At 62.3% G+C, this 23,316-nt stretch carries 24 protein-coding genes; 14 read left to right on the top strand and 10 right to left on the bottom strand.

Translation table 11 applies throughout. The features are described 5' to 3' along the window. Positions 1–105: 105 nt before the first annotated feature. On the bottom strand, positions 106–786 hold the full coding sequence (locus FJ950_RS06475) for a 4Fe-4S dicluster domain-containing protein (RefSeq protein ID WP_181171089.1): 681 nt from the start codon (positions 784–786) through the stop codon (positions 106–108). A 97-nt stretch (positions 787–883) separates the two neighbouring features. Beyond that, positions 884–2,458 (bottom strand): trimethylamine methyltransferase family protein, encoded by a 1,575-nt coding sequence (locus tag FJ950_RS06470; RefSeq protein ID WP_140615930.1) that lies wholly within the window; start codon positions 2,456–2,458, stop codon positions 884–886. A 288-nt stretch (positions 2,459–2,746) separates the two neighbouring features. Here FJ950_RS06470 and FJ950_RS06465 point away from each other — a divergent pair, with 288 nt between their 5' ends. Then, on the top strand, positions 2,747–3,445 hold the full coding sequence (locus FJ950_RS06465; RefSeq protein WP_015317429.1) for a B12-binding domain-containing protein: 699 nt from the start codon (positions 2,747–2,749) through the stop codon (positions 3,443–3,445). 80 nt (positions 3,446–3,525) lie between these two features. Here FJ950_RS06465 and FJ950_RS06460 read toward each other — a convergent pair whose 3' ends face one another. Beyond that, positions 3,526–3,663 (bottom strand): entericidin A/B family lipoprotein, encoded by a 138-nt coding sequence (locus tag FJ950_RS06460; RefSeq protein ID WP_015317428.1) that lies wholly within the window; start codon positions 3,661–3,663, stop codon positions 3,526–3,528. A 56-nt stretch (positions 3,664–3,719) separates the two neighbouring features. Between FJ950_RS06460 and FJ950_RS06455 the strand changes: the two genes are divergently transcribed. Beyond that, positions 3,720–4,349, top strand: coding sequence for a DUF1638 domain-containing protein (locus FJ950_RS06455; protein WP_140615928.1), 630 nt, complete (start codon positions 3,720–3,722; stop codon positions 4,347–4,349). A 5-nt stretch (positions 4,350–4,354) separates the two neighbouring features. On the opposite strand, the gene FJ950_RS06450 is transcribed toward FJ950_RS06455, so the two are convergent. Then, a complete protein-coding gene (locus FJ950_RS06450; protein ID WP_140615926.1) occupies positions 4,355–5,275 on the bottom strand; it encodes an NAD(P)-dependent oxidoreductase in 921 nt (306 codons plus the stop codon). 120 nt (positions 5,276–5,395) lie between these two features. Here FJ950_RS06450 and FJ950_RS06445 point away from each other — a divergent pair, with 120 nt between their 5' ends. The 9 genes from FJ950_RS06445 to FJ950_RS06405 all read left to right on the top strand — a co-directional run bounded on the left by FJ950_RS06445 (position 5,396) and on the right by FJ950_RS06405 (position 13,815). Then, positions 5,396–5,971, top strand: coding sequence for a DUF4893 domain-containing protein (locus tag FJ950_RS06445; RefSeq protein ID WP_015317425.1), 576 nt, complete (start codon positions 5,396–5,398; stop codon positions 5,969–5,971). A 123-nt stretch (positions 5,972–6,094) separates the two neighbouring features. Beyond that, complete coding sequence (locus tag FJ950_RS06440) at positions 6,095–6,877, top strand: formyl transferase (RefSeq protein WP_015317424.1); 783 nt, start codon at positions 6,095–6,097, stop codon at positions 6,875–6,877. 202 nt (positions 6,878–7,079) lie between these two features. Beyond that, entirely contained in the window at positions 7,080–7,382 is a 303-nt protein-coding gene (locus FJ950_RS06435; RefSeq protein WP_015317423.1) for a virulence factor, read from the top strand. Beyond that, positions 7,375–7,989, top strand: coding sequence for a methylenetetrahydrofolate reductase C-terminal domain-containing protein (locus tag FJ950_RS06430; protein WP_015317422.1), 615 nt, complete (start codon positions 7,375–7,377; stop codon positions 7,987–7,989). Before FJ950_RS06435 ends, FJ950_RS06430 begins: the two co-directional genes overlap by 8 nt. Then, positions 7,986–9,077, top strand: coding sequence for a methylenetetrahydrofolate reductase (locus FJ950_RS06425; RefSeq protein ID WP_140615924.1), 1,092 nt, complete (start codon positions 7,986–7,988; stop codon positions 9,075–9,077). The genes FJ950_RS06430 and FJ950_RS06425 overlap by 4 nt, the downstream gene beginning before the upstream one ends. 81 nt (positions 9,078–9,158) lie before the next feature. Continuing rightward, a complete protein-coding gene (locus FJ950_RS06420) occupies positions 9,159–10,133 on the top strand; it encodes a methyltetrahydrofolate cobalamin methyltransferase (RefSeq protein WP_023769853.1) in 975 nt (324 codons plus the stop codon). Beyond that, complete coding sequence (locus FJ950_RS06415) at positions 10,084–12,213, top strand: ASKHA domain-containing protein (protein WP_015317419.1); 2,130 nt, start codon at positions 10,084–10,086, stop codon at positions 12,211–12,213. Before FJ950_RS06420 ends, FJ950_RS06415 begins: the two co-directional genes overlap by 50 nt. Positions 12,214–12,390: 177 nt before the next feature. Further along, positions 12,391–12,576 carry a hypothetical protein gene (locus FJ950_RS06410; RefSeq protein ID WP_140615922.1) on the top strand — a complete coding sequence of 62 codons (186 nt, stop codon included), beginning with the start codon at positions 12,391–12,393 and terminating at the stop codon, positions 12,574–12,576. A gap of 228 nt (positions 12,577–12,804) precedes the next feature. Beyond that, the gene (locus tag FJ950_RS06405; RefSeq protein ID WP_140615920.1) at positions 12,805–13,815 is read left to right on the top strand and encodes an alpha/beta hydrolase; all 1,011 of its coding nucleotides are present in this window, start codon (positions 12,805–12,807) and stop codon (positions 13,813–13,815) included. A gap of 21 nt (positions 13,816–13,836) precedes the next feature. Here FJ950_RS06405 and FJ950_RS06400 read toward each other — a convergent pair whose 3' ends face one another. Further along, positions 13,837–14,736, bottom strand: coding sequence for a LysR substrate-binding domain-containing protein (locus FJ950_RS06400; RefSeq protein ID WP_015317416.1), 900 nt, complete (start codon positions 14,734–14,736; stop codon positions 13,837–13,839). A gap of 218 nt (positions 14,737–14,954) precedes the next feature. Here FJ950_RS06400 and FJ950_RS06395 point away from each other — a divergent pair, with 218 nt between their 5' ends. The 3 genes from FJ950_RS06395 (at position 14,955) to FJ950_RS06380 (ending at position 17,071) form a co-directional block, all read left to right on the top strand. Further along, positions 14,955–15,140, top strand: a complete 186-nt coding sequence (locus FJ950_RS06395; protein ID WP_140615918.1) for a hypothetical protein — start codon at positions 14,955–14,957, stop codon at positions 15,138–15,140. Between the two features lie 451 nt (positions 15,141–15,591). Further along, positions 15,592–15,726: a hypothetical protein gene (locus tag FJ950_RS30075; protein WP_013894968.1), complete on the top strand. Its 135-nt coding sequence runs from the start codon at positions 15,592–15,594 to the stop codon at positions 15,724–15,726. 406 nt (positions 15,727–16,132) lie between these two features. After that, on the top strand, positions 16,133–17,071 hold the full coding sequence (locus FJ950_RS06380) for a GlxA family transcriptional regulator (RefSeq protein ID WP_348641164.1): 939 nt from the start codon (positions 16,133–16,135) through the stop codon (positions 17,069–17,071). Between the two features lie 6 nt (positions 17,072–17,077). Here the strand turns inward: FJ950_RS06380 and FJ950_RS06375 are convergent, their stop codons facing one another. The 5 genes from FJ950_RS06375 to FJ950_RS06355 all read right to left on the bottom strand — a co-directional run bounded on the left by FJ950_RS06375 (position 17,078) and on the right by FJ950_RS06355 (position 23,283). Beyond that, entirely contained in the window at positions 17,078–17,875 is a 798-nt protein-coding gene (locus FJ950_RS06375; protein ID WP_140615914.1) for an ABC transporter ATP-binding protein, read from the bottom strand. After that, complete coding sequence (locus FJ950_RS06370) at positions 17,872–18,645, bottom strand: ABC transporter permease (protein WP_015317412.1); 774 nt, start codon at positions 18,643–18,645, stop codon at positions 17,872–17,874. Before FJ950_RS06370 ends, FJ950_RS06375 begins: the two co-directional genes overlap by 4 nt. A 68-nt stretch (positions 18,646–18,713) precedes the next feature. Continuing rightward, entirely contained in the window at positions 18,714–19,664 is a 951-nt protein-coding gene (locus FJ950_RS06365) for an ABC transporter substrate-binding protein (protein ID WP_015317411.1), read from the bottom strand. A 114-nt stretch (positions 19,665–19,778) separates the two neighbouring features. Next, complete coding sequence (locus tag FJ950_RS06360; protein ID WP_140615911.1) at positions 19,779–20,627, bottom strand: DUF1194 domain-containing protein; 849 nt, start codon at positions 20,625–20,627, stop codon at positions 19,779–19,781. Positions 20,628–20,721: 94 nt separating this feature from the next. Further along, entirely contained in the window at positions 20,722–23,283 is a 2,562-nt protein-coding gene (locus FJ950_RS06355; RefSeq protein ID WP_140615909.1) for an FAD-dependent oxidoreductase, read from the bottom strand. Positions 23,284–23,316 lie beyond the last annotated feature (33 nt).

Genomic DNA, 23,316 nt, shown 5'->3' with positions numbered 1-23,316 from the left:
GCGTGCTCCGTTTGCCAGATGCGCGATACATATCCGCGCAAGCCGCCACGGCAAGGCGCTCCCTGAGCCAGGCGGTCAACATTTCGTGCGGGATCGCGTGATGCGCTAAGGACCAGCGAACGCAGCCATGTGGAAGGCCTGGACCTCCGGCGGATAGCGATACTGCGCGCCATAGGGGCAGGCATTGCGGTCAAGACAACCACCGGCCCGGCACGGCTCGCCATTCGCCCCCCGCACATGCGCGAGGCAGGCCTGGTAGGCGAAACCATCCGTCGAATAAGCGGCGACCGGACAGGATTTCAGACAAGGTTTGTCGACGCAGGTGTCGCAAAGATGGATCGTCTCCCGAAATTCCGGAAGCGTTATCTCGTCCTCGAACAGCAGCGCGCCGCGATAAGCATGCCAAAGCCCGTATTGCGGATGCATGAGGATGCCGAGCGGCGACGGCCTCAGCCCTTCCGCCCGAACAGCCCATTGCTGGAACGGCAGGTAAGGTTTGTCCGACGGCGAAACGACGCGGGCACCAAACTCTTGCGCCACCTCGCCGATGACCTCCCGCGACCAGGTGTCGAGCGGATCGGCGATCGCCTGTGGCTGCCGGTCCCGCCAGCGCAGGAAATGCGGCCAAGGCGCGGCGCCCGCCTGCCCTACCAGCAGGACAGACTTTGCCGGCGCGCCCGAGGCGCCATCAGGAGCACCCTCGTCATCGGGAAAAAGAAGACCTCCACGCAGGATGAGGCCGTTGGCGCCAAGCGCGGCCGTGATCTCCTCGATCATACCGCGCACGCAATCATCCCTTCTTGTCCGGATCGGAGAAGGCGCTCCGCCAGACTTCCTTGTGGATGATGTTGGCGACTTTAGCCCCGCCTGACTCGGGCTCCTTTCAGGTGAAGGCGTCGGGCATCGACCCCTTCTTCTTGGCGATGAAATCCTTCAAGGCTTCATCGATGCCTTCATCAAGGTGCGGCGCTTCGTAAGCCTCCAGCCAGCGCCGCGCCAGATCGTTGGCGCGCTGCGGTGCGGTCTTCTGGCCCTCGGCCAGCCACTGCTCGTAGGAGTTGTTGTCGGCGATCGACGAGCGGTAGAAGGCGGTCTGGAAATTGGCCTGGGTATGGTCGCAGCCGAGATAGTGGCTGCCTGGGCCGACCTGGCGGATGGCGTCCATCGCCTGGCCGTTTTCCGACAGGTCGACGCCCTCCGAGAATTTCTGGGTCATGCCGAGCTGGTCGATATCCATCATGAATTTTTCGTAGCAGGAGGCCAGCCCGCCTTCGAGCCAGCCTGCCGAATGCAGGACGAAATTGGTGCCGGCGAGAATGGTCGAGTTCAGCGTGTTGGCGCTCTCATAGGCTGCCTGTGCGTCCGGAACTTTCGAAGCACAGAGCGAGCCCCCGGTACGGAACGGCAAGCCGAGCCGGCGGGCGAGTTGGGCAGCGCCATAGGAGACCAGCGACGGCTCCGGCGTGCCGAAGGTCGGCGCGCCCGACTGCATCGAGATCGACGAGGCGAAGGTGCCGAACAGCACCGGCGCGCCCGGACGGATCAGCTGCGTGAACGAGGCGCCGGCCAGCACTTCGGCCAGGACCTGCGTCAGCGTGCCGGCGACCGTCACCGGGCTCATCGCGCCGGCCAGGATGAACGGCGTGACGATGCAGGCCTGGTTATGACGCGAATAGACCTTCAGGGCGCCAAGCATGGTCTCGTCGAACACCATCGGCGAGTTGGCGTTGATCAGGCTGGTCAGCACCGTGTTGTTCTCGACGAAGTCGTCGCCGAAGACGAGCTTGGCCATCGCCACCGTGTCCTCGGCGCGCTCCGGTGCGGTCACCGAACCCATGAACGGCTTGTCGGAATATTTGATGTGCGCGTAGACCATGTCGAGATGACGCTTGTTGACCGGCACGTCGACCGGCTCGCACACCGTGCCGCCCGAATGGTGGATCGACGGCGCCATATAGGCAAGCTTCACGAAATTCTGGAAATCCTCGATCGTCGCGTAGCGCCTGACGCCGTCGAGATCGCGCACGAAGGGCGGACCATAGACCGGCGCGAACACCGTCGCATTGCCGCCGATCTGCACCGAGCGTTCTGAATTGCGGGCATGCTGGGTGTAGATGGGCGGCGCGGTCTTCAAGAGCGAACGGCAGAGCCCCTTGGGAAAATGCACGCGCTCGCCCTTGACGTCGGCGCCGGCCTCTTTCCAGAGCTGCAGTGCTTCGGCGTCATCGCGAAAAATGATGCCGATCTCTTCCAGCACCGTGTCGGTGTTCTTCTCGATCAGCGCCAGGCCTTCCTCGTTCAGCACCTCGTAGACGTTGATCTTGCGCTTGATATAGGTGAGCTGGGTGCCGGGGCCGCCGCCGGAGCGCGCCGCACGCCTGGCCGCCGCTCCGCCACTGGCGCCGCGCCCACGCCGCGCGTTTGACGCTTCCTGGTCGACTGCCGCGTGTTCGCTCATGATCGCTCTTCCCTGAATATGGCCCGCCTGACTATGGCTGGTCCGTAACCGTTGCGGCCGCATAACGCGGCTTTGCCCGGATCGTAGCCATGCACCCTATTCGAAACGGCCCGTCCGCGCCAACGCCTGTCGCAAAATCGACAAGAAAACCGATAGATTTTCCAGTCGCTTTCCTTTTGCGGGAAGTCGCAAATCAGCTATGGATACCCGCCCGTTGCGGGTTAGGTATGAACACCATTATTTTGTGCCTTGCGACACAGTCGCGATGCCGTGAGGAGCTGGATAAAAATGTCCGACGACGAGATCATCCTTTCCGAGCTTTCCGACGACGAGCTGGTGCAGCAGATGCACGACGATCTCTATGACGGGCTGAAGGAAGAGATCGAGGAAGGCACCAACATCCTCCTCGAGCGCGGCTGGGCGCCCTATAAGGTGCTTACCGAGGCGCTGGTCGAAGGCATGCGTATCGTCGGCGAGGATTTTCGCGACGGCATCCTGTTCGTGCCGGAAGTGCTTTTGTCCGCCAACGCCATGAAGGCCGGCATGTTCATCCTGCGTCCGCTGCTCGCCGCCACCGGCGCGCCGAAACAGGGCAAGATGGTGATCGGCACCGTCAAGGGCGACATCCACGACATCGGCAAGAACCTCGTCGGCATGATGATGGAGGGTGCTGGCTTCGACGTCATCGATCTCGGCATCAACAACGCGGTCGAGAAGTATCTCGACGCGATTGAAAAGCACCAGCCCGACATCATCGGCATGTCGGCACTGCTCACCACCACCATGCCCTACATGAAGGTCGTCATCGACACGATGAAGGAAAAGGGCATTCGCGACGACTATGTCGTGCTGGTCGGCGGCGCGCCGCTCAACGAGGAATTCGGCAAGGCCGTCGGCGCCGACGCTTATTGCCGCGACGCGGCGGTAGCGGTCGAGACCGCCAAGGATTTCATGAAGCGCAAGCACAACGTGCGTGCTTCGGCCTGATCCAAGGCATCAGGGCGACGAAAAAAAAGCCGCGCCTTGCAGCGCGGCTTTTTTGTCCCCAGATGAGGGACGACCGCCGATCAATTGGCGACGGTGTCCTTGACCGCCCTCGCCGTCGATTTGACATCCTTGCCGACACCCCGAACGGTGTTGGCGCAGGCCGTAAGTGCAAGAGCGCAGGCAAGGATAGCCATCGGCGCTATGCGTAGCAGTTTCATGGACGGTGTCTCCCTCGACAGATAAATTAGCCCCGCAGCGAAAAAGCCGGCTCGACTTGGTCAGGACGAAAAAAACAAAACCGAATCAGACAGACAGGCTGCTCGTCATCGCCTGCGGGATGATTGCGCGCGAGGTGTTGGCCGTCAAGGAACAGCTCGGGCTGGATCACCTCGAATTGACGTGTTTGCCGGCGGAGTTTCATTTCCATCCCGACCGCATCGCGCCGGCCATGGACAAGGCGATCGAAAAGGCCAGGGCGGAAGGCTATGAACATATCTTCGTCGGCTATGCCGATTGCGGCACTGGCGGCCTGCTTGACCGCGTGTTGGAGAAGCATGGCGTCGAACGCATGGCCGGCCCGCATTGCTTCGCGTTCTATCAAGGCATGGAAGCCTATGCGAAGGTCGCCGACGACGACATGATGTCCTTCTACATGACGGACTTCCTGTGCCGCCAGTTCGATGCCTTCTTCATGAAGCCGCTCGGGCTGGACAAGCACCCGGAGCTGATCAAGGACTATTTCGGCAATTACGAGAAGCTGATCTATCTGGCGCAGACCGATGATCCGGAGCTCGACAAGGTCGCGGAAAGGGCCGCCGCCCTGCTTGGCCTCGCCTATGAGCGCCGCTCCACCGGTTTTGGCGACCTGACGCCAGGCCTGGCGCGGGCGGCCGCGAACGCCTGACAGCTTCAGGCCGGGTCTTCGGCTGCCAGCGCCGCCAGCACGTCGGCAAAGCTCGTCCTGCAGGCAAAACCCAGCCTGTCCCTCGCCCGCGACGCGTCATAGATCCGGTCGATCGAGGAAAACATCGTCCAGCCCTTCCTCGCGTAGAGAGCGGGAAATTCAGGAAAATACCGCGCCACCACGGACGGCGCGTCCCTGATCAACGCCTCGCAATCTTCGGGTTGGAACGGCGTCGGCGCACAGACGATGAAGGTGTCGAAGCCGAGCTCCGGTGCCTTCTCCAAGGCGGCGACATGCGCCTGCGCCGCGTCCTCCACCGTCAGCCGCCGAAACAGCAGTTCGTTCGCCTTGGTGTTGGCGTCCGACTGCTCGATGGCATGCGCCATGTCGTCGGCCTCGGGGAAGAAACGTGCCGTGCGCAGCACCACCACCGGCAGCCCGTGCTGGAGGTGGTAGAGACGGCAGAGATGCTCGGCGGATAGCTTGGTGACGCCATAGATGTTGCGCGGCTCGGGCGACATCGCTTTCGTCAGCCACGCCGCCTTGCGCGCACCGCCCTTGAAGCCGTCGCGTATCGCCTGCGAGATCATCAGCGAGGTCGTTGACGTGAAGACGAAGCGTTGCACATTGGCCGCCACCGCCGCGTCGAGCAGGTTTAGCGTGCCTTGCACGTTGGCCGCGATGAAATCGCTGTTGGCGTGGCTGTCTATGTTGGGCTTGTGCAGCGCGCCGCTGTGAATAATGGCCTCTATCCGGTTTTCTCCGACGGCACGCATGACGAGGTCACGGTCGGCAATCGAACCGACGATCCGCGTTTCGGCCGATGGAACGGGATCGAGGCCGGTCACGTCATGTCCAAGCTCACGCAGGAGTGGCGCCAGCGCGCTGCCCAGCCAACCCGACGATCCCGTAAGCAAGATTCGCATGCGTCACACCATGAGTTTTGACCGAGACGCTGTTAAGCACGGATGACAGGCGCCAGCGACCCGGTAAGTTATGCGCCAGGCGGCGGCAGCGCCGTTCCAGACAAAACAGGGAATTCTTTGATGATCCTTCGCTCATTGATCGCCGCCCTTGGTCTCCTCTGCTGTACTTTGCCCGCCCTTGCCGACGGACAAGTGCAAAAACTGATCACGCCTGCCGATAAGGCGCGGCTCGACAAATATGGCGACACCCGCAAGGCGGCGCTCGCCGAAGCAAAGGCGGCCAACCCCGCCGAGCTCAAGCAGCTCGACACGCTGTTGGCCAAGCCGCTGGTCGCCTTCTCCGACAAGGATCTCACCGGCAACTGGCGGTGCCGCACGATCAAGGTCGGCGGACTGAGCCCGCTCGTTGTCTATGGCTGGTTCAAATGCAGGGTCACCGATGATGGCTCCGGCTGGCGGCTGGAAAAGATCAGCGGTTCTCAGCGCACCCAGGGCCGCTTCTTCGACGACGGCGACAAGCGCTCGATCTATCTTGGCTCCGGCTCCGTCAACGACGATCGGGCAAAGCCCTATGGCAGCGGCCCGCAGACCGACCAGGTTGGTTACGCCTTCCGAAACAGCGCCAAGGAATGGCGCATCGAGTTCCCCGCGCCCTACTATGAATCGAAGCTCGACATCATGGAGTTCAAGCGCTGACCAAGTCTTCATGCGCTGACCGGGGGGCTTCATGGGTTGGTAAGGCTTCCGGCATACCAAGGATTAACCCGCCCGCCCTAAGGTCCGGCCACATCAGCCGGTCCTTGGAGCACGGAAAGATCAATGGCAGCGTCGCAACCAAATCCGCGACCTATTGTGGTCGTCACCGGTGGCGGCGCGCATGTCTGGGCCATGATCAACGACCTCGCCGACCGCGTCGGCCCTGTCAGCGTCGTCCTCGAAATCCCTGAATCTAAAAAGCAATTGCTGCGCGGCCGCGCCCGACGCCAGGGCTGGATCTCTGCCATCGGCCAGCTCGGCACTATGGTGCTGAGCAGGCTCGGCAAACGGCTTAATGTCAAACACGCCGCCCGGTTGATTGCCGAGGAGAAGCTTGAAACGGAACCGCGGCAAGGCCAGGTCATCATCCATGTGGCATCCGCCAACGGGCCGGAATGTCTGCAGGCAATCGAGACGATCAAGCCCGGCGTCGTGCTGCTGAACGGCTGCCGGCTGATTTCCAGGGAGATGCTGGCCAAAATGCCGTGTCCGGTGCTCAACTATCATGCCGGCATCACCCCGAAATATCGCGGCATGAATGGCGGCTATTGGGCGTTGACGTCAGGCGATCCGCAGAATTTCGGCACCACCGTCCATCTGGTCGATGCGGGCGTCGACACTGGTGGCGTGCTGAAGCAGGTGCGCGGCGAGCCGAAACAAGGTGACACCATCTCAAGCTATGCGCTGCGCCAGGCGGCGTTTTCGCGCGACATCTGCGTCGAGGCGGTCAGCGACGCGCTGGCCGGTAAACTCGCAACGTTCGATCCAGGGCTGCCATCGAAGCTGTGGTACCACCCGACGATCTGGTTCTACGTCTGGACAGGGCTGAGAACCGGCATTTGGTAACGCATCCAGTGTCCGGAACAGCGCAAATTCCGTCGCCATTACCGCTGCAGTGACCCCGTCGTGGCATGGGTCGCAAACGAATAAACGCACCTTTCATTTTACGACATCCAAATGCGTCGCTTTTGAATGCGCGCGCGTCGTCCCATAACAAGCGGGCCAACTGCGCTTGCGGCAATGCTCGGGGATCGAGGAGCGAGAATTCATGGCCGATCTTATCGTCGTCTACTGGCGCGACATTCCTGCCCAGGTCATCGTCAAGAAGGGCCGGCAGAACGCCAAGCGCGAACTGCCGTTGCGCTTCACCGAGGCGATCGACATGTGCGCCATGCGCACCGGCGCCGGCGGCACGGACGACTATCTGGCCGAATGGCGCAAGGCTGATCCAGTTCCGGTCGGTGACGATCTCGAAGCCGAGGTCGAAAAGGCTTTCAACGAGATCGACGCGAAATACGACCGCGAGCGGCTGGTCGCTCTGGTCAAGGCCGGCGGCAAAGAAAATGTCTGAAACCACTCCCGTCAGCAAGGAAGGCGTGGCCATAACGCAGGCCACTCAGGTCAAGAAGGCGGCGCCGAAGTCCGACTACAAGCCGGCCGATGTCTCGCCGCAGCGGCGCGTACAGCGCTCCTTCGCGATACGGCTGTGGTCGATCAGGCATTCGCGCTTGCTCGAATGGTTTTACGCCCGCTTCGCCGACACCTTCTTGCTGCTGCACCCGTTGTGGAAGGGTATCGGCTATGGCCGCGTCGAGGCTCCAATCAAGTTCGTCGAAAAGCGCGTAAAAGGCTTCATGTTCGACTGCCGCATGTGCGGTCAGTGCATCCTGTCCTCGACCGGCATGTCTTGCCCGATGAACTGCCCCAAGCAGTTGCGCAACGGCCCTTGCGGCGGCGTGCGCGCCAACGGCAATTGCGAGGTCGAACCCGATATGCCCTGCGTCTGGGTCAAGGCCTGGGAAGGTTCGCAGAACATGGTCAACTCCGACAGGATCCTCACCGTGCAGAAGCCGGTCGATCAGTCGTTGCGCGAAACCTCTGCCTGGCTGCGGGTGACCGCGCAGGCTGCGGCAGCCCGTGAAGCCGCCGCTGCCGCGAAGACCGGAGCCTCCGCGTGACCGGCCGCCAGCCCGACGAAAATCCGGCCGGCATCCATTTGCCGCTCGATCCCCTGCCCGGCCACACCTCGCGCGGCCGGCTGGAGCGCGTGCTCAGGCGCGGCGAGTTCGCGGTGACGACCGAACTGAACCCGCCCGACAGCGCCGATCCGGAGGATGTCTACAACCGTGCGAAGATCTTCGACGGCTGGGTCGACGCCATCAACGCCGTCGATGCGTCCGGCGCCAATTGCCATATGTCGTCGGTCGGCATCTGTGCACTTCTGACCCGCATGGGCTACGCCCCGATCATGCAGATCGCCTGCCGCGACAAGAACCGCATCGCCATCCAGGGCGACGTGCTGGGCGGCGCCGCGATGGGCGTCGCCAACATGCTGTGCCTGACCGGCGACGGCGTGCAGGCCGGGGACCAGCCGGGCGCCAAGCCGGTGTTCGACCTCGATTCCATGTCGCTGTTGGAAACTTGCCGCATCATGCGAGACAACGGCAAGTTTCTGTCCGGCCGCAAGCTGACGACGCCGCCGCAGCTGTTCCTGGGCGCTGCCGTCAATCCGTTCGCGCCGCCTTTCGACTTTCGCCCGATCCATCTCGGCAAGAAGATCGCCGCCGGCGCGCAGTTCGTGCAGACGCAGTATTGCTTCGACGTGCCGATGTTCAAGACCTTCATGCAGAAGGCACGTGATCTCGGCCACACCGAGAAAGTGTTCATCCTGTGTGGCGTCGGCCCTCTCGCTTCCGCCAAGACGGCAAAATGGATCCGCTCCAACGTGCCGGGCATCCATATCCCTGACGCTATCATCAAGCGGCTGGAAGGCGCCCAGGACCAGAAGAAGGAAGGCAAACAGCTCTGCACCGACATCATCAACGAGGTGAAGGAAATTCCCGGTGTCTCCGGCATCCATGTGATGGCCTATCGCCAGGAGGAATATGTCGCCGAGATCGTCGATGAATCGGGCGTGCTGAAGGGCCGCCAGCCGTGGAAGCGCGAGATCCGCCGCGACGACCAGATGGTTGCCGACCGGCTGGACCGCATCCTGCACGACGACATTACCGAAACCCAGGTGGACATGGTGAAGACCGCGCATTGACTTCCGCGGAGAGCGACCATTCGCTTGATCGACAAGAGATAACGATATAAAGAACTCTTTATATCACGACGGAGAGATTTCATGACCCGGACCATCGTCGCCTCGGCGACACGAGAAATCATCATCGGCTTCGACCAGCCTTTCTGCGTGATTGGCGAACGCATCAACCCGACCGGCCGCAAGAAGCTCGCCGCCGAGATGGTGGTTGGCAATTTCGAGACCGTCATCAAGGACGCGCTGGAGCAGGCCGCCTGCGGCGCCACCATGCTCGACGTCAATGCCGGCGTCACCTCGGTCAACCCGAACGAAACCGAACCTGGTCTTCTGGTGCAGACGCTGGAGATCGTCCAGGGCCTGGTCGATCTGCCGCTGTCGATCGACAGTTCCGTCACCGCCGCGATCGAAGCCGCGCTGAAAGTCGCCAAGGGCCGCCCGTTGGTCAATTCCGTCACCGGCGAGGAGGAAAAGCTCGAGGCCATCCTGCCGCTGATCAAGAAATACAATGTGCCGGTCGTCGCCATCTCCAACGACGAGACCGGCATTTCGATGGATCCGGACGTGCGCTTTGCCGTTGCCAAGAAGATCGTGCAGCGCTGCGCCGATTTCGGCATCCCGGCGCATGACGTCGTCGTCGATCCGCTGGTGATGCCGATCGGCGCGCTGGGCGATGCCGGCCGCCAGGTGTTCGCCCTGCTGCGTCGGCTCCGCGAAGAGCTCAAGGTCAACACCACCTGCGGCCTGTCCAACATCTCCTTCGGCCTGCCGCACCGCCATGGCATCAACGCCGCCTTCATCCCGATGGTGATCGGCGCCGGCATGACCTCGGCGATTATGAACCCGGTGCGCCCGCAGGAAATGGAAGCGGTGCGCGGCGCCAACGTGCTGAACGGCACCGACGAGAACTGCACCAAATGGATCAAGACCTACAAGGATTACAAGCCGGCCGAAGGCGGCCACGCGGTGGCGGCGCCGACAGCGGTCAATGCGCCGGGCGAAGGCGGCGGCAATGGCGGCCGCCGACGCGGTGGCCGTGAAGCCCGCATGGGCCGGGGATAAGCGCGCAATCGTGAATTCGCCTGCAAACATAACCGATCCGCTCGTGCTGTTCATGCCGTCAGGCAAGCGCGGGCGGTTCCCTGTCGGCACGCCCGTGCTCGACGCCGCGCGCCAGCTCGGCGTCTATGTCGAGAGCGTGTGCGGCGGACGCGCCACTTGCGGGCGCTGCCAGATCGAGGTGCAGGAAGGCAATTTCGCCAAGCACAAGATCACCTCCTCAAACGACCACATATCGCCCAAAGGCCCCAAGGAAGAGCGCTATGAACGTGTGCGCGGCCTGCCCGAACGGCGCCGTCTCTCCTGCTCCGCCCAGATTCTCGGCGATCTCGTCATCGACGTGCCGCAGGACACTGTCATCAACGCCCAGACCATCCGCAAGGATGCCGACACCAGGGTCATCGCCCGCGATTCCGCGATCCGCATGTGCTACGTCGAGATCGAAGAACCAGACATGCACAAGCCGCTTGGCGATCTCGACCGCCTGAAGATCGCCCTGATGAAGGACTGGAACCTCAAAAGCCTGGACTTCGATTTTTATCTGCTGCCGCAAGTGCAAGGTATTTTGCGCAAGGGCAACTGGACGGCGACCGCCGCCATCTACAAGGATACGGACACCGAGACAGCGCGCGTCATCGCGCTGTGGCCGGGCCTCAAGAACGAGGCCTATGGCCTGGCCTGCGACATCGGCTCGACCACCATCGCCATGCATCTGGTGTCGCTGCTGTCGGGCCGGGTCGCCGCCTCGTCCGGAACGTCGAACCCGCAGATCCGCTTCGGCGAGGATCTGATGAGCCGCGTCTCCTATGTGATGATGAACCCGGATGGCCGCGAAGGCATGACGGTTGCTGTCCGCGAGGCAATCTCCGGCCTCGTCGATAAGGTTTGCGCGGAAGGCAATGTCCAGCGCAACGACATCCTGGATTCCGTCTTCGTCGGCAATCCGATCATGCATCACCTGTTCCTCGGCATCGATCCGACCGAACTCGGCGGCGCGCCCTTCGCGCTTGCCGTGTCGGGCGCCGTTCGCATCAAGGCCTCCGACATCGGGCTGAAGCTCAACCAGGGCGCACGGCTCTACATGCTGCCTTGCATCGCCGGCCATGTCGGCGCCGACGCGGCGGCCGTGACCCTGTCCGAAGGTCCGCACCGCCAGGACGAAATGATGCTGATCGTGGACGTCGGCACCAATGCCGAGATCGTACTCGGAAACCGCACACGGGTCGTCGCTGCCTCCTCGCCGACCGGTCCGGCCTTCGAAGGCGCCGAAATCTCCGGTGGCCAGCGGGCCGCGCCCGGCGCCATCGAGCGCGTGCGCATCGATCCAGACACGCTGGAGCCGAAATACCGCGTCATCGGCTCGGAACTGTGGTCCGACGAGCCCGGCTTCCTCGACAGCGTGCAGGCGACCGGCGTCACCGGCATCTGCGGCTCCGGCATCATCGAGATCGTCGCCGAAATGTATCTCGCCGGCGTCATCTCCGAGGATGGCGTCGTCGACGGATCGCTTGCCGCGCGCTCGCCGCGCGTCGTTGCCAACGGCCGCACCTTCTCCTACGTGCTGAAGGAAGGCGAACCCAAGATCACCATCACCCAGACAGACGTGCGTGCCATTCAGTTGGCCAAGGCGGCGCTCTATGCCGGCACCAAGCTGTTGATGGAAAAACAGAACACCGAGCATGTCGACCGCATCCACTTCGCCGGTGCCTTCGGCTCCTTCATCGATCCGAAATACGCCATGGTGCTAGGTCTCATCCCCGATTGCGACCTCGACAAGGTCTCGGCCGTGGGCAACGCCGCCGGCGCGGGTGCTCGCATGGCGCTGCTCAATCGCGGCTATCGCCGCGAGATCGAGGAGACGGTGAGCCAGATCGAAAAGATCGAGACGGCGCTCGAGCCGAAATTCCAGGAGCACTTCGTCTACGCCATGGCGCTGCCCAACAAGGTCGACCCGTTCCCGAAACTGGCGGCGGCGGTGAAGCTGCCGCCGCGCAAGACGGTGAGCGAGGATGGCATCGCCGGAGATGCAGCACCGCGCCGACGCTCCCGCGAAGGTCATGCTGCTCGGCGCAGCCGCGAATAGACGCGCCGGCCACTCCCTCGATTTATTTGTATGCAAATGTTTCCGGATCGTCCGATCCGGAAACCGAAACGCTGTTTTCGCGAAATCCAGCAGATACATGCACAGCGCATTTACCCGCACATCGAACGGCGGCTGAGGACAGCCCTTGGCCATCGCCGTTCTTCAAGGGAGATGACAATGACGATGTTCGAAAATTTCGGCCGCTTGGGTGTGGCCATCAGGCAAGCCCACGCCAGGAACAAATCGATCCGCGCGCTGAACAGCTTGCCGGCGCATGTCCAGAAGGACATCGGCTGGCCGGCATCGCCGCCGAACGATCCGCAGGCCTCACTCGCCTCGCTGCTGCTAGGCTCTACGCGGTGACGACGTTCGCCGACAAATACAAATTGCTCGCCGTCCACCGGGGATCCCACACATCCCCGATGGCCACCAGCAACCGATTGCGCACGGCACTTTTGCCGCGGCGCCGACGACGCGCGGATCACACCAGCGTGTGGGCACGCCGTAAATCTTGACATTCTCGGCCAAGGCACGATCTTCGTTACAAGGGGAGTTCTCTTAGTCGGCTGCAGCCGAAGTTCGTGTATTCGCATGCCAAGTTTGAAAAGCCACGTTGTGTCCTTCGTGCTCAGGCACAGCCGCAAGCAAGCCTTTTCCAGCCCGGAAAACCTGCAGCGCTGGATCGTCGCCGCGCGCAAGAGGGAGGATCACCATCCGCCGGCCGCGCTGCATCAGCGTTTCGAAATCCAGACGCGCAGCGTGGACGGTTTTCCGGTCTACGAAATCGCCCCCAAGGCCGGAGAGCACAAGCGGATACTCTACCTGCATGGCGGCGCTTATGTCTTTGAGATCACGCCTTATCACTGGTATCTGATCGCCGACATGGCCGACCGGCTGGGCTACGGCATCACCGTGCCGATCTACCCCATCGCCCCGGAACACGATTTCCACGCCATGTTCGGCATGGTCGGCGCTGTCTACCGCCAGATGCTCGATGAGACAGAGGCGGAAGATATCGTCTTCATGGGCGATTCCGCCGGCGGCAACATGGCCGTGGTGCTGACCATGATGGCGGCGGACGAGGGTTTGCCGGTGCCGTCGCGCCATGTGCTGATTTCACCCGGCCTCGACGTCTCGCTCGCGAACCCCGAAGTGTTTGAGGCGGAGCGGAATGATCCATGGTTGGGCATCGCCGGCGGGCGTGAGGCAATCCGGCTCTATAGTGCCGGATTGGATCCGACAGACTGGCGTATCAGCCCGGTCTATGGCGATCTGTCGATATTGCCGAAGACACTGCTCCTGACGGGCTCCCGCGATCTTCTCACGCCCGACAATCTCATCTTTGCACAAAAAGCCAGCGCCGCCGGTGTCGAGGTGGAGCTGATCTACGAGGAAGGCATGTTCCACGTCTGGCCGCTGATTGACATGCCGGAAGCGCGGCGCGCGCGTCAGCACATCGTCGCGTTTCTCACGGACGACACCTACACTCGGGCTGAAAGGGAAACGGTCAAGTCGTCGACCAAAGCTTCATCCCAGTACACCAACCATTTCGGCCAGACGATCAATCGGCTCGGCGAACGTGACGAGATCGCCGAGCATTGAAACTCGGCCCCACGACATCGATCAGAACTTGCCGGTTTCCCTGAACACTTCGAAGGTCGCGCGGATGTGGTCGGCGACGGCCTTGACCGGCGCGCTGGCGTCCGGCGCCACCACCATGGCAAGATTGTAAGTGCCGATATCGGGCATTCCGTCCTTAGGGCAGAGTTCGACCATGTCGTTGCCCAGGAACGATCTCGGCAGCGGCGCGACCGCGAGGTCGGCCATGATCGCGGCGCGCTGGCCTGCGGTATGGGCACTCATATAAGCGACGCGATAGTTGCGGCCCTCGCGGCCCAATGCCTCGAGCGCGCCGGCCCGCCAGGCACAGCCCTCTTCCCAAAGCGAAACCGGCAGCGGTTCGCGCAGATGCGCGCAGCCGCCCTTGGCGCCGGCCCACACGATCGGCTCGGTCAACAGCACCTCGGCGCCGAGCGCGCTGGTCTTGTACGAATTGGTCAACAGCGTGATGTCGAGCGCCCGGTCATCCATGCGCCGGCGCAGATTGCTGCTCTGGTCGATGGTGACGTCGACGGCGATCGAGGGATGCGACTGCGCGAAACGCTTCAACACATGCGGCAGCACGCGCTCGCCATAGTCGTCAGGTGAGCCGAGCCGCACCACCCCGACAATATCGGGGATGATGAACTTCGACACCACCTCGCGGTTGATCGACAAAAGCCGCCGGGCATAGCCGAGCAGCATTTCGCCGTCCGTGGTCAGCGTCACCGAACGCGCGTCGCGCGCGAACACCGAGCGGCCGAGAATATCCTCCAGCTTCTTGATCTGCATGGAGACGGCCGACGGCGTCCGGAACACCGCATTGGCCGCGGTGGTGAAGCTGCCGGTCTCGGCAATCGCCACGAAGGTGCGCAAAACGTCGAGGTCGAGCAGCGGCAGCGGGTGATTGAGTGGGGCGTTCATGACGATCGACCTTCAATTTTTCTGATACAAAACATCATTCCATTTCGTTTGATTGAACATCAGACCGGGAGCATAGTCAACTCCATCGAAGCAGCATGCTGCCAAAAGCGGCCACGAAACGACCACGGCGCAGACCTGCATCGACGTGAAATGAAGCTGAAACAGACCTGACGTAACGCATTGCCGGCGCTTGCCGTGCCGTAGCAAAGGAGATCGAAATGTCTATCCTATCGTCCCTCGGCCGCATCGCGACCGAATTCAACGCGGCCCGCACCCGCTACCAGACCGAACGCGCCATCCGTTCACTGCCGATCGAGCTGCAGAAGGATATCGGCTGGCCGGAAGCTTCCGACGCCAAGACCGGCATTCGCAGCGGCGTCGGATCCTGGGCTGGAGCAAAGTAAATCGTGTGTACCCCGTGCTGAAGGCCTGCCGCGCAGCCCGCCCGGCAGGCCTTCTCTATTTTATTTGTATTCAAACGAATTCATGAGCCATGCCGCCGCTGCATGGCGCATATGAGCAAGCCGCATAGCAGCTCGATTTTTTGATTAACTCTTTGTAAATATTCATAAATCCTAGGCATATTGCTCGTAGCTTGCCAAAATATGTCGCATCCGGTGTCGCTTTTCATATCAAGCGCTTCGCTTTTGCGATTTAGTTCCTGCTCACACAAGCCTATATCACCGTCAGCAAACGAGCTGCCCCACTCCATCAAGCGAAGGCGACCCGTTTAGAGCGACGTGCGTCCTATTGGACGCACAAAGTACGCTCTAACACTTTGAGTCTGCGCATCGTGCTTTCCGAAAATCAATTCGATTTTCGGGCCAATGCGCGAGCAACCGATTGGAGATGATCATGAAGCTTTTTGCCCGCCTCTTCGCCCGCCGCGAAATGAACCTGACCACCGCTCTCGAGCGTCAGCGTCTTGCCAACACCATGCCCGGCCAGACCGGCGCCATGGCCGCGGCACGTCTCGGCTTCGTCGCCTGAACGAGCGCGGTTCCAGGAAAACCGTATTTTCCCGGCCGGAACTGCGTAGAAATCGAAAATATAAGACACCTCCAGAGCCGCGCCCCTGCCGCGGCTTCAGGGTTGACTGCCGCCGCCTCGGTCCCCCGCCGAGGCGGCGTTTATTTTGTTGCGCTTCCATCGCCTTTCACAACCTGACGGTGGCCTGGTTCGAGCAGCACCACGCGGCGATTGCCCATTTGCGACCCATGTCGCAAATTTAATCTTCCCAAAGCCGTCTAGACGATTGACAGGAATGGTTTTTCCTGATGACGCTATGCTATTCGCGACATCCTGTTCGCGTCATGGCCAGATGAGGTTCCCCGTGAACGCCGTCAAGCATCCGATCAAGCGATCGTTTGTGTTCTTCCTTATCCCCGATTTCACCATGATCGCTTTTGCGACAGCGCTTGACCCGCTGCGCTCGGCCAATCGGATGCTCGGCTACGAGGCCTATCGCTGGCGCCTCGCCAGCATCGACGGCAAGCCGGTGCGCGCCTCGAACGGCGTCGAGTGTGCGGTCAACACCTCGCTGGAGGAGGAACGCAAGAAGATGGCGGGGCCGGATCGCCCGAATATGGCCATCGTCTGCAGCGGCACCAATGTCGAGCGCTACCAGAACAAGTCCGCCTTTGCCTGGCTGCGCGAGGAATACAATCGCGGCGTCGCCGTCGGCGGCCTGTGCACCGGTGCACATATCCTCGCCGCCGCCGGGCTCCTGTCCAACAAGCGCTGTGCCATCCATTGGGAAAACCTGCCCGGTTTTTCCGAAGCGTTCCCGAAGGCCAATGTCTTTGCCGACCTGTTCGAGATCGACCAGAACATCTACACCTGCGCCGGCGGCACCGCCGCGCTCGACATGATGCTGAAGCTGATCGGCGACGATTTCGACGAGAACCTCGTCAACCGCGTGTGCGAGCAGGTGCTGACCGATCGTGTGCGCAGTCCGACCGACCGCCAGCGCCTGCCGCTGCGCGCCCGCCTCGGCGTGCAGAACTCGAAAGTGCTGACCATCATCGAGCTGATGGAGGCCAATCTGTCCGAGCCGCTGTCGCTGATCGAGATCGCCGACCATGTCGACCTGTCGCGCCGCCAGATCGAGCGCCTGTTCCGCACCGAGATGGGACGGTCGCCTGCCCGTTACTACCTCGAAATCCGCCTCGACCGCGCCCGGCATCTCTTGATCCAATCGTCGCTGCCGGTGGTCGAGGTGGCGGTCGCCTGCGGCTTCGTCTCGGCCTCGCATTTCTCGAAATGTTACCGCGAGCTCTACACCCGCTCGCCGCAGCAGGAACGCGTCGACCGCAAGCAATTGCTGGCGGCCTGATCCCGATCAGGTCTCGGCCGACCGCACTTGCGCCGTCCGCATCGCCTCGACGCGGATGTCCTCGGTCAGCCGCGCCTTCAACGCCGAGAATTCGGCACTGGTCTTCAGCGTGTAGTGCCTGGGATGCGGCAGGTCGATGGAGACATCCGACTTGATGCGGCCGGGCCGCGCCGTCATCACGATCACGCGCGAGGCCATGAAGATCGCCTCCTCAATGTCGTGGGTGACGAACAGCACCGTTTTCTTGCGCCGTTCCCATATGCCGAGCAGCAATTCCTGCATCAGCCCGCGTGTCTGGTTGTCCAGCGCCCCGAACGGCTCGTCCAGCAACAGGATTTCGGGATCGTTGGCTAGCGCCCGGGCAATCGCCGTGCGCTGCTGCATGCCCCCTGAAAGCTGTTTCGGCCAATGGTTCTCGAACCCCTTCAGCCCGACGAGATCGACATAGGAAGCGACAATGTCGTCCCGCTCCTTTTCGGCCATCCCCCGTTCGCGCAGGCCGAAGCCGATGTTTTCGGCGACCGTCAGCCATGGAAACAGCGTGTAGGACTGGAAGACCATGCCGCGGTCCGGCCCGGGCCGCGTCACCGTCTTGCCGTCCAGCAGAACTCGGCCTTCGCTTGGCGCCTCCAAGCCGGCGACGATCCTCAACAGTGTCGACTTTCCGCAACCTGACGGTCCCAAAACGGTGATGAAGTCGTTGGCCGCCACCGCCAGGTCGATTGGCATCAGCGCCTTGACGGGTTCTCCACCCCGCACGCCGGCAAAGGTTCGCGAGACACCCTCGATAAGAAGCTTGCTCACGCCAGGCTCCATGGAAAGAGCCAGCGGTTGAACGCCTTGAACGCAAAATCGGACAACAGCCCGATCAGGCCGATGACGATGATGCCGAAGATGATCTGCCCAGTCGCCAGCCGCGACTGGCTGTTGATGATCATGTAACCGATGCCCGACGATGAGCCGATCAATTCGGCCACGATGACATAGGTCCATGCCCAGCCGAGCACCAGCCGTAGCGTCTCGGCGATCTCGGGCGCATTGGCCGGCATGATGACCCGCCTGACGATGCCATTGTTGGTCGAGCCCAGCGTATAAGCGGCCTCGACCAGATCGCGCCGCGTGGCCCCAACCTTGACGGCAATGATCAGGATGATCTGGAACACCGAGCCGACGAAGATGACGAGCAGTTTTTCCAGCTCGCCAATGCCGGCCCAAAGGATGAGCAGCGGAATGAAGGCCGACGCCGGCAGGTAGCGGGCGAAGGAGACGAAGGGCTCCAGAAACGCTTCCACCGGCTTCCAGGCGCCCATGGCGATGCCGAGCGGCACCGCGACGACCGAGGCCAGTACAAAGCCGCCGAAGACCCGCCAGATGGTGATCAGTATGTCGAGCCAGAAACGATCCTCGACCAGCAGCCGCCAGCCATCCCGCAGCATCGACAGCGGATCGGCGAGGAAGATGCGGTTGACGTGACCGCCAAGCGTGATCCAAGCCCAGAAGGCCACGAACAGCACGAAGAAGGAGATACCGAGCACTGTTCGCAGGCTCGGAGAGACAGGATGCAAGGGGCGCATCTTCGTCCTTTGTCAGCGGCAAGGCGGCGGCGCTCTGCGCCACCGCACGGTGCCCAAGGGTTGAACCGTCAATTCGCCACGGCGCTGGTGTCGGCCAGAGTGGCGACGTCGGGTGCCTCCTTGATCAGCCCCATCTGCAGCAGCAGATCGCCGGCGGTCTTGGAAAAGTCCTGGAATTCCTTGGTGAAGAACTGCTTGTTCTCGGCCTTGTCGGCCCATTTCAGGTACTTTGCCGAATCCTCGAATTCATTGGCCGACTGTTTCACGTCAGCGCCCATGATCTCATAGGATTTCTGCGGCTCCTTCTTGATCATGTCGAGGGCGTCGAAATAGCTGTCGGCAAGCGCCTTGGCGGCGTCGGGATTGGCCTTGAGGAATTCGGGCGTGCAGCCGACCGTGTCGAGAACCATCGGATAGTCGAGCGTGGTCGCCAGGATATGCCCCTGGTCGGCCTTGTCGCGCACGGCCGAGATGAAGGGCTCGTAGGTGACGGCCGCATCGTTCTGGCCGGCGAGGAAGGCTTGCGCCGCCGCGTCGGGTTCGAGATTGACGACCGTGACATCCTTGGTCGACATGCCGTTCTTGTTCAGCACCCAGGCCAGCAGGAAGTAGGGCGACGTTCCAGGCGCCGAGGAAGCGACGGTCTTGCCCTTGAGATCGGCGACCGTCTTGATGTCGTTGCGCACCACAATGCCGTCGGCGCCATAGGATTTGTCGAGCTGGAAAATCTGCTTGGTGGTCACCCCGCTGGCGTTCCAGACCAGCCACGTCTCGACCGTGGTGGCGGCGCATTGCAGGTCGCCGCTGGCGATGGCGAGCGGACGGCTGGCCTGCGGCACCTTCTTCAAGGTCACATCGAGCCCATGCTTCTCGAACAGCCCTGCCTGCTTGGCGAGTGTCAGCGGCGCGAATCCGGTCCATCCGCTGATGCCGATGGTGAGCGATGTGGCGGCCATCGCCGGCGCGGACAAGCCTGTGGCAAGTGTCAATGTCGCGGCAAGGACGGTTATTCTGTTCATTTCGGTTCCCCTTTTGTTTTTCTGCGGGAAATTGTTCACAGAGGCCGATGGGCTTGTCAATCAACAGGACCGTGTTTGCGCGCAAAGCAGCCGGCAATCCGGTTTGGGATAGCGCTATCTGGCGTCGGGCATCCAGTTGCGGTTGCGCCACATTTTCTCGCCGACCTGGCAGTCGGCGGCGGGTTTGTCCTGGGCCAGCACCACTGGCGGGTGATCCGCCTCCTCCGCCGCCCATTGCCGTGACGCCGGGCCGGCGAGCTCCAGCACCAGCTTGCGGCGGATGGCTTCGGGAAATTGCGTCCAGTCGTTGACCGGGATCATGAAGGCGCCGGGACCGCCGATGACGCAGTCGCTGTAGTAGCGATCGAGATCGTTGACGTCATAGACGCCGGAAAAGCCGCCTCGGGTCATCAGCGGCAGGCCGTTGATGACTATGCCTTGCCTGACCACCCCGTCGCGGGCGAGATTGACCGGCGCGCCCTGGTTGTTTGGCCCGTCGCCCGAAATGTCGATGACGCGCTTGGTTCCCTGGTAGCCGCTTTCGGCGAAAAGGTCGCTGCCGAACTCCAGCGCGCCGGAGATCGAGGTGCGCCGCGCGCTGTTGGGCGGCTGAGCCGACAATTGCGCCACCACCCGCTCCGCATCGGCCCGGGTCGCGATCGCTGTCCACGGCACGATGACGCGTTGCCAGTTGGTGCCGGCCCATTCGACATAGGTGACGGCGATCTTGCCATAGGCGCCATCGGTAATCGCCTGCAGCACATTGTCGTGCGTCAGCGCCGCCCCGTAGCCATGACGCTGGATCTCGAGCTCGTCGGCCGACATCGACAGCGACACGTCCACCGCCAGCACCAGTTCAACATCCACCGGCTCGTCTGCGCGAGACATTGTCGTCGGCCAGAGCGTCAGCGCCAGCGCGACGACGCTCGAAAGCAGATGTCTTGCAGTGCCAAAACCAGACATGCCGCGAGGGTAAGCCAGAATCGACAGCTGAAAAAGAGAAAAGCCCGACCTGGGCCGGGCTCATCCGAACACGCGCGAAATTCTTGGCGAAGGCTCAGCTCCGCGGCTTGAGATTCTCCGCGTCGTAAAGCGGCTTGTAGCCGACGCTGGCGACCTCGACCGGATAGGTCTCGCCGAAATACTCGACCTTGAGCCTGCGACCCTCCTGGGCATAGGCCCAGGGCAGATAGGCGAGCGCGATGTTCTTGCCGATGGTCGGACCATAGGCCACCGAGGTGGTGAACGACCGGCGGCCGAGTTCGTCGACCAGCGTCTCGCCGGTTGCCGGGTCCATGACCGGCATGGTGCCGACCGGATAACGGGCGACACCTCTGGAATCCTTGTTCTCGGTCATCACCAGCGTGCATAGCATCGCCGGCTGGTGCGCGCGCTCACGATACTCCAAGTGCTTGGCCTTGCCGCAGAAATCGTTCTCCTTGACCTTCGGGCGGGCGAGATCGGCTTCCAGCAGATTGTACTCGGTCAAGAGGTCGGCGTTCTGCAGCCGCAGGCTCTTCTCCATGCGGCGCGTATTGGCGTAGGTCTCGACGCCGAATGGCATGACACCGGTCGAGCGCAGCGCGTCCCAGACGGCGAGACCATCCTCGTAGCGCATATGCAGTTCCCAGCCCTGCTCGCCGACATAGGAAATACGGAACGCCGTAACGTCCTTGCCGCCGATCCGGACCGGCTTGATCGCCGCGAACGGAAAATTCTCCGGCGAAAGCCCATCCGGGTTCTCGACCACCTTTTGCAACGTCGTGCGGGCATTCGGCCCCCAGATGCCGATGGTGACGTACTTCTCGGTCACGTCGGTGATGGTGACGTCGAACCCTTTGTCCTGGGCCGTGCGGCGCATGTACTGGTAGTCGCGCGGCCCAGCGTCGGCGCCGTCGATCAGCCGACAGCGGTCGGCCATGCGGATCACCGTGAAGTCGGCGCGCACCATGCCTTGCTCATCGAGGAAGTGGGTGTAGATGCCCTTGCCGATGTTGTTGTCGCCGCCGATCTTGGCCGCGCACAGCCATTCCAGCAGCGCGACATGGTCGGGCCCTTCGATGTCATACATCGAGAAATGCGAGAGGTTGACGATGCCGCAATCCTCGCTCATCGCCAGATGCTCGGCGTTGGAGACGCGCCAGAAATGGCGGTTGTCCCATTCGTTCTCGCGCACCGGCACGCGGTTTCCATACTTTTCAAGCAGATGCTCGTTGGCGGCATAGCCATGCGCACGCTCCCAGCCGCCCAGCTCCATGAAATAGCCGCCGAGTTCCTTTTCACGCTCCCAGAACGGCGAGCGCCTGATGTTGCGGGCCTTGGAGAAGGGTTCGCGCGGATGCACCGCCGGGTTGTAGACCTTCATGGCCGTCTCGGTGCAGCGATCCCAGATGAATTGTTCCTTGGTCTGGTGCGGATAGAAGCGCGCATAGTCGATGGCGTGGTGGTCGATCGCGGTGCGGCCATCCGTCATCCAGTCGGCGATCAGCTTGCCCATGCCAGGGCCGTCCTTGACCCAGATGGCGACGGCGTACCACAGGCCCCTCACCTTCTGGCTCTCGCCCATGGACGGGCCGCCATCGGCCGTCACCTGCAGCAGCCCGTTGAAGGAATGGCTCTCGTTATAGCCGAGTTCGCCCAGGATCGGCGTCAGTTCCATGGCGCGCTCGAGCGGCGCCAGGATCTGCTCCATGTCGAGATCGCGCTGCGACGGCGACAGTCGTGCCTGCTCCTTCTCCAGCAGGTCGCGCGGATGGCAGAGGCGCGGATTGGTCTCTTCGTAGTAACCCCATTCGATCTGCCCGCCTTCGGCGGTCTTGGGGTCGCCGGTGTCGCGCATATAGGCCGAGTTGCCCTGGTCGCGCAGCAGTGGCCAACCGATCTCCTTGCCGGTGCCGGCGAACTCGGTATAGGGGCCGAAGAAGGTCAGCGGATGGTCGATCGGCATGACCGGCAGGTCCTCGCCGACCATCTCGGCGATCAGCCGGCCCCAGATGCCGGCGCAGGCGATGACATAGTCGGCCTCGATCGTGCCGCGGTCGGTCACCACGGCACTGATGCGGCCGTCCTTGACGACGAGCGACTTCGCCGGCGTGTTGGCGAAGGATTTGAGCTTGCCTGACGCTTCCGCCTGGTCGACCAGCTTGCCGGCAACGGTCTGCGAGCGCGGAATAACGAGGCCGGCATCCGGATCCCATAGGCCGCCCTGCACCAGATCCTGTTCGATGAGCGGGAATTTTTCCTTGATCTCGGCGGGATCGATCAAACGGGCGCGTGTGCCGAACGCCTTGGCCGAGGCGATCTTGCGTTTGATCTCGTCCATGCGGCCGTTGTCGCCGACACGGGCGACCTCGAGGCCGCCGACGCGCGCGTAATGGCCCATCTTCTCGTAGAAATCGATGGAATAGAGCGTCGTCCAGCACGACAGGAAATCGTGGCTGGTGGTGTAGCAAAAGTCGGACGCGTGTGCGGTCGAACCGATATCGGTCGGGATGCCCGACTTGTCGATGCCGACAATGTCGTCCCAGCCGCGCTCGATCAGATGATGGGCGATCGATGCGCCGACAATGCCGCCGAGGCCAATGATGACGACCTTCGCCTTTTTCGGAAACTCTGCCATTGCCCGCGACTCCAGAATGCTGTTGCGGGCGGC

It is taken from the genome of Mesorhizobium sp. B2-3-14 (genome assembly GCF_006442175.1).
Taxonomy (GTDB): Bacteria; Pseudomonadota; Alphaproteobacteria; order Rhizobiales; family Rhizobiaceae; genus Mesorhizobium; species Mesorhizobium australicum.
Note: the sequence above shows the minus strand (reverse complement) of the source record. Positions and strands in the feature narration are given on the sequence as shown.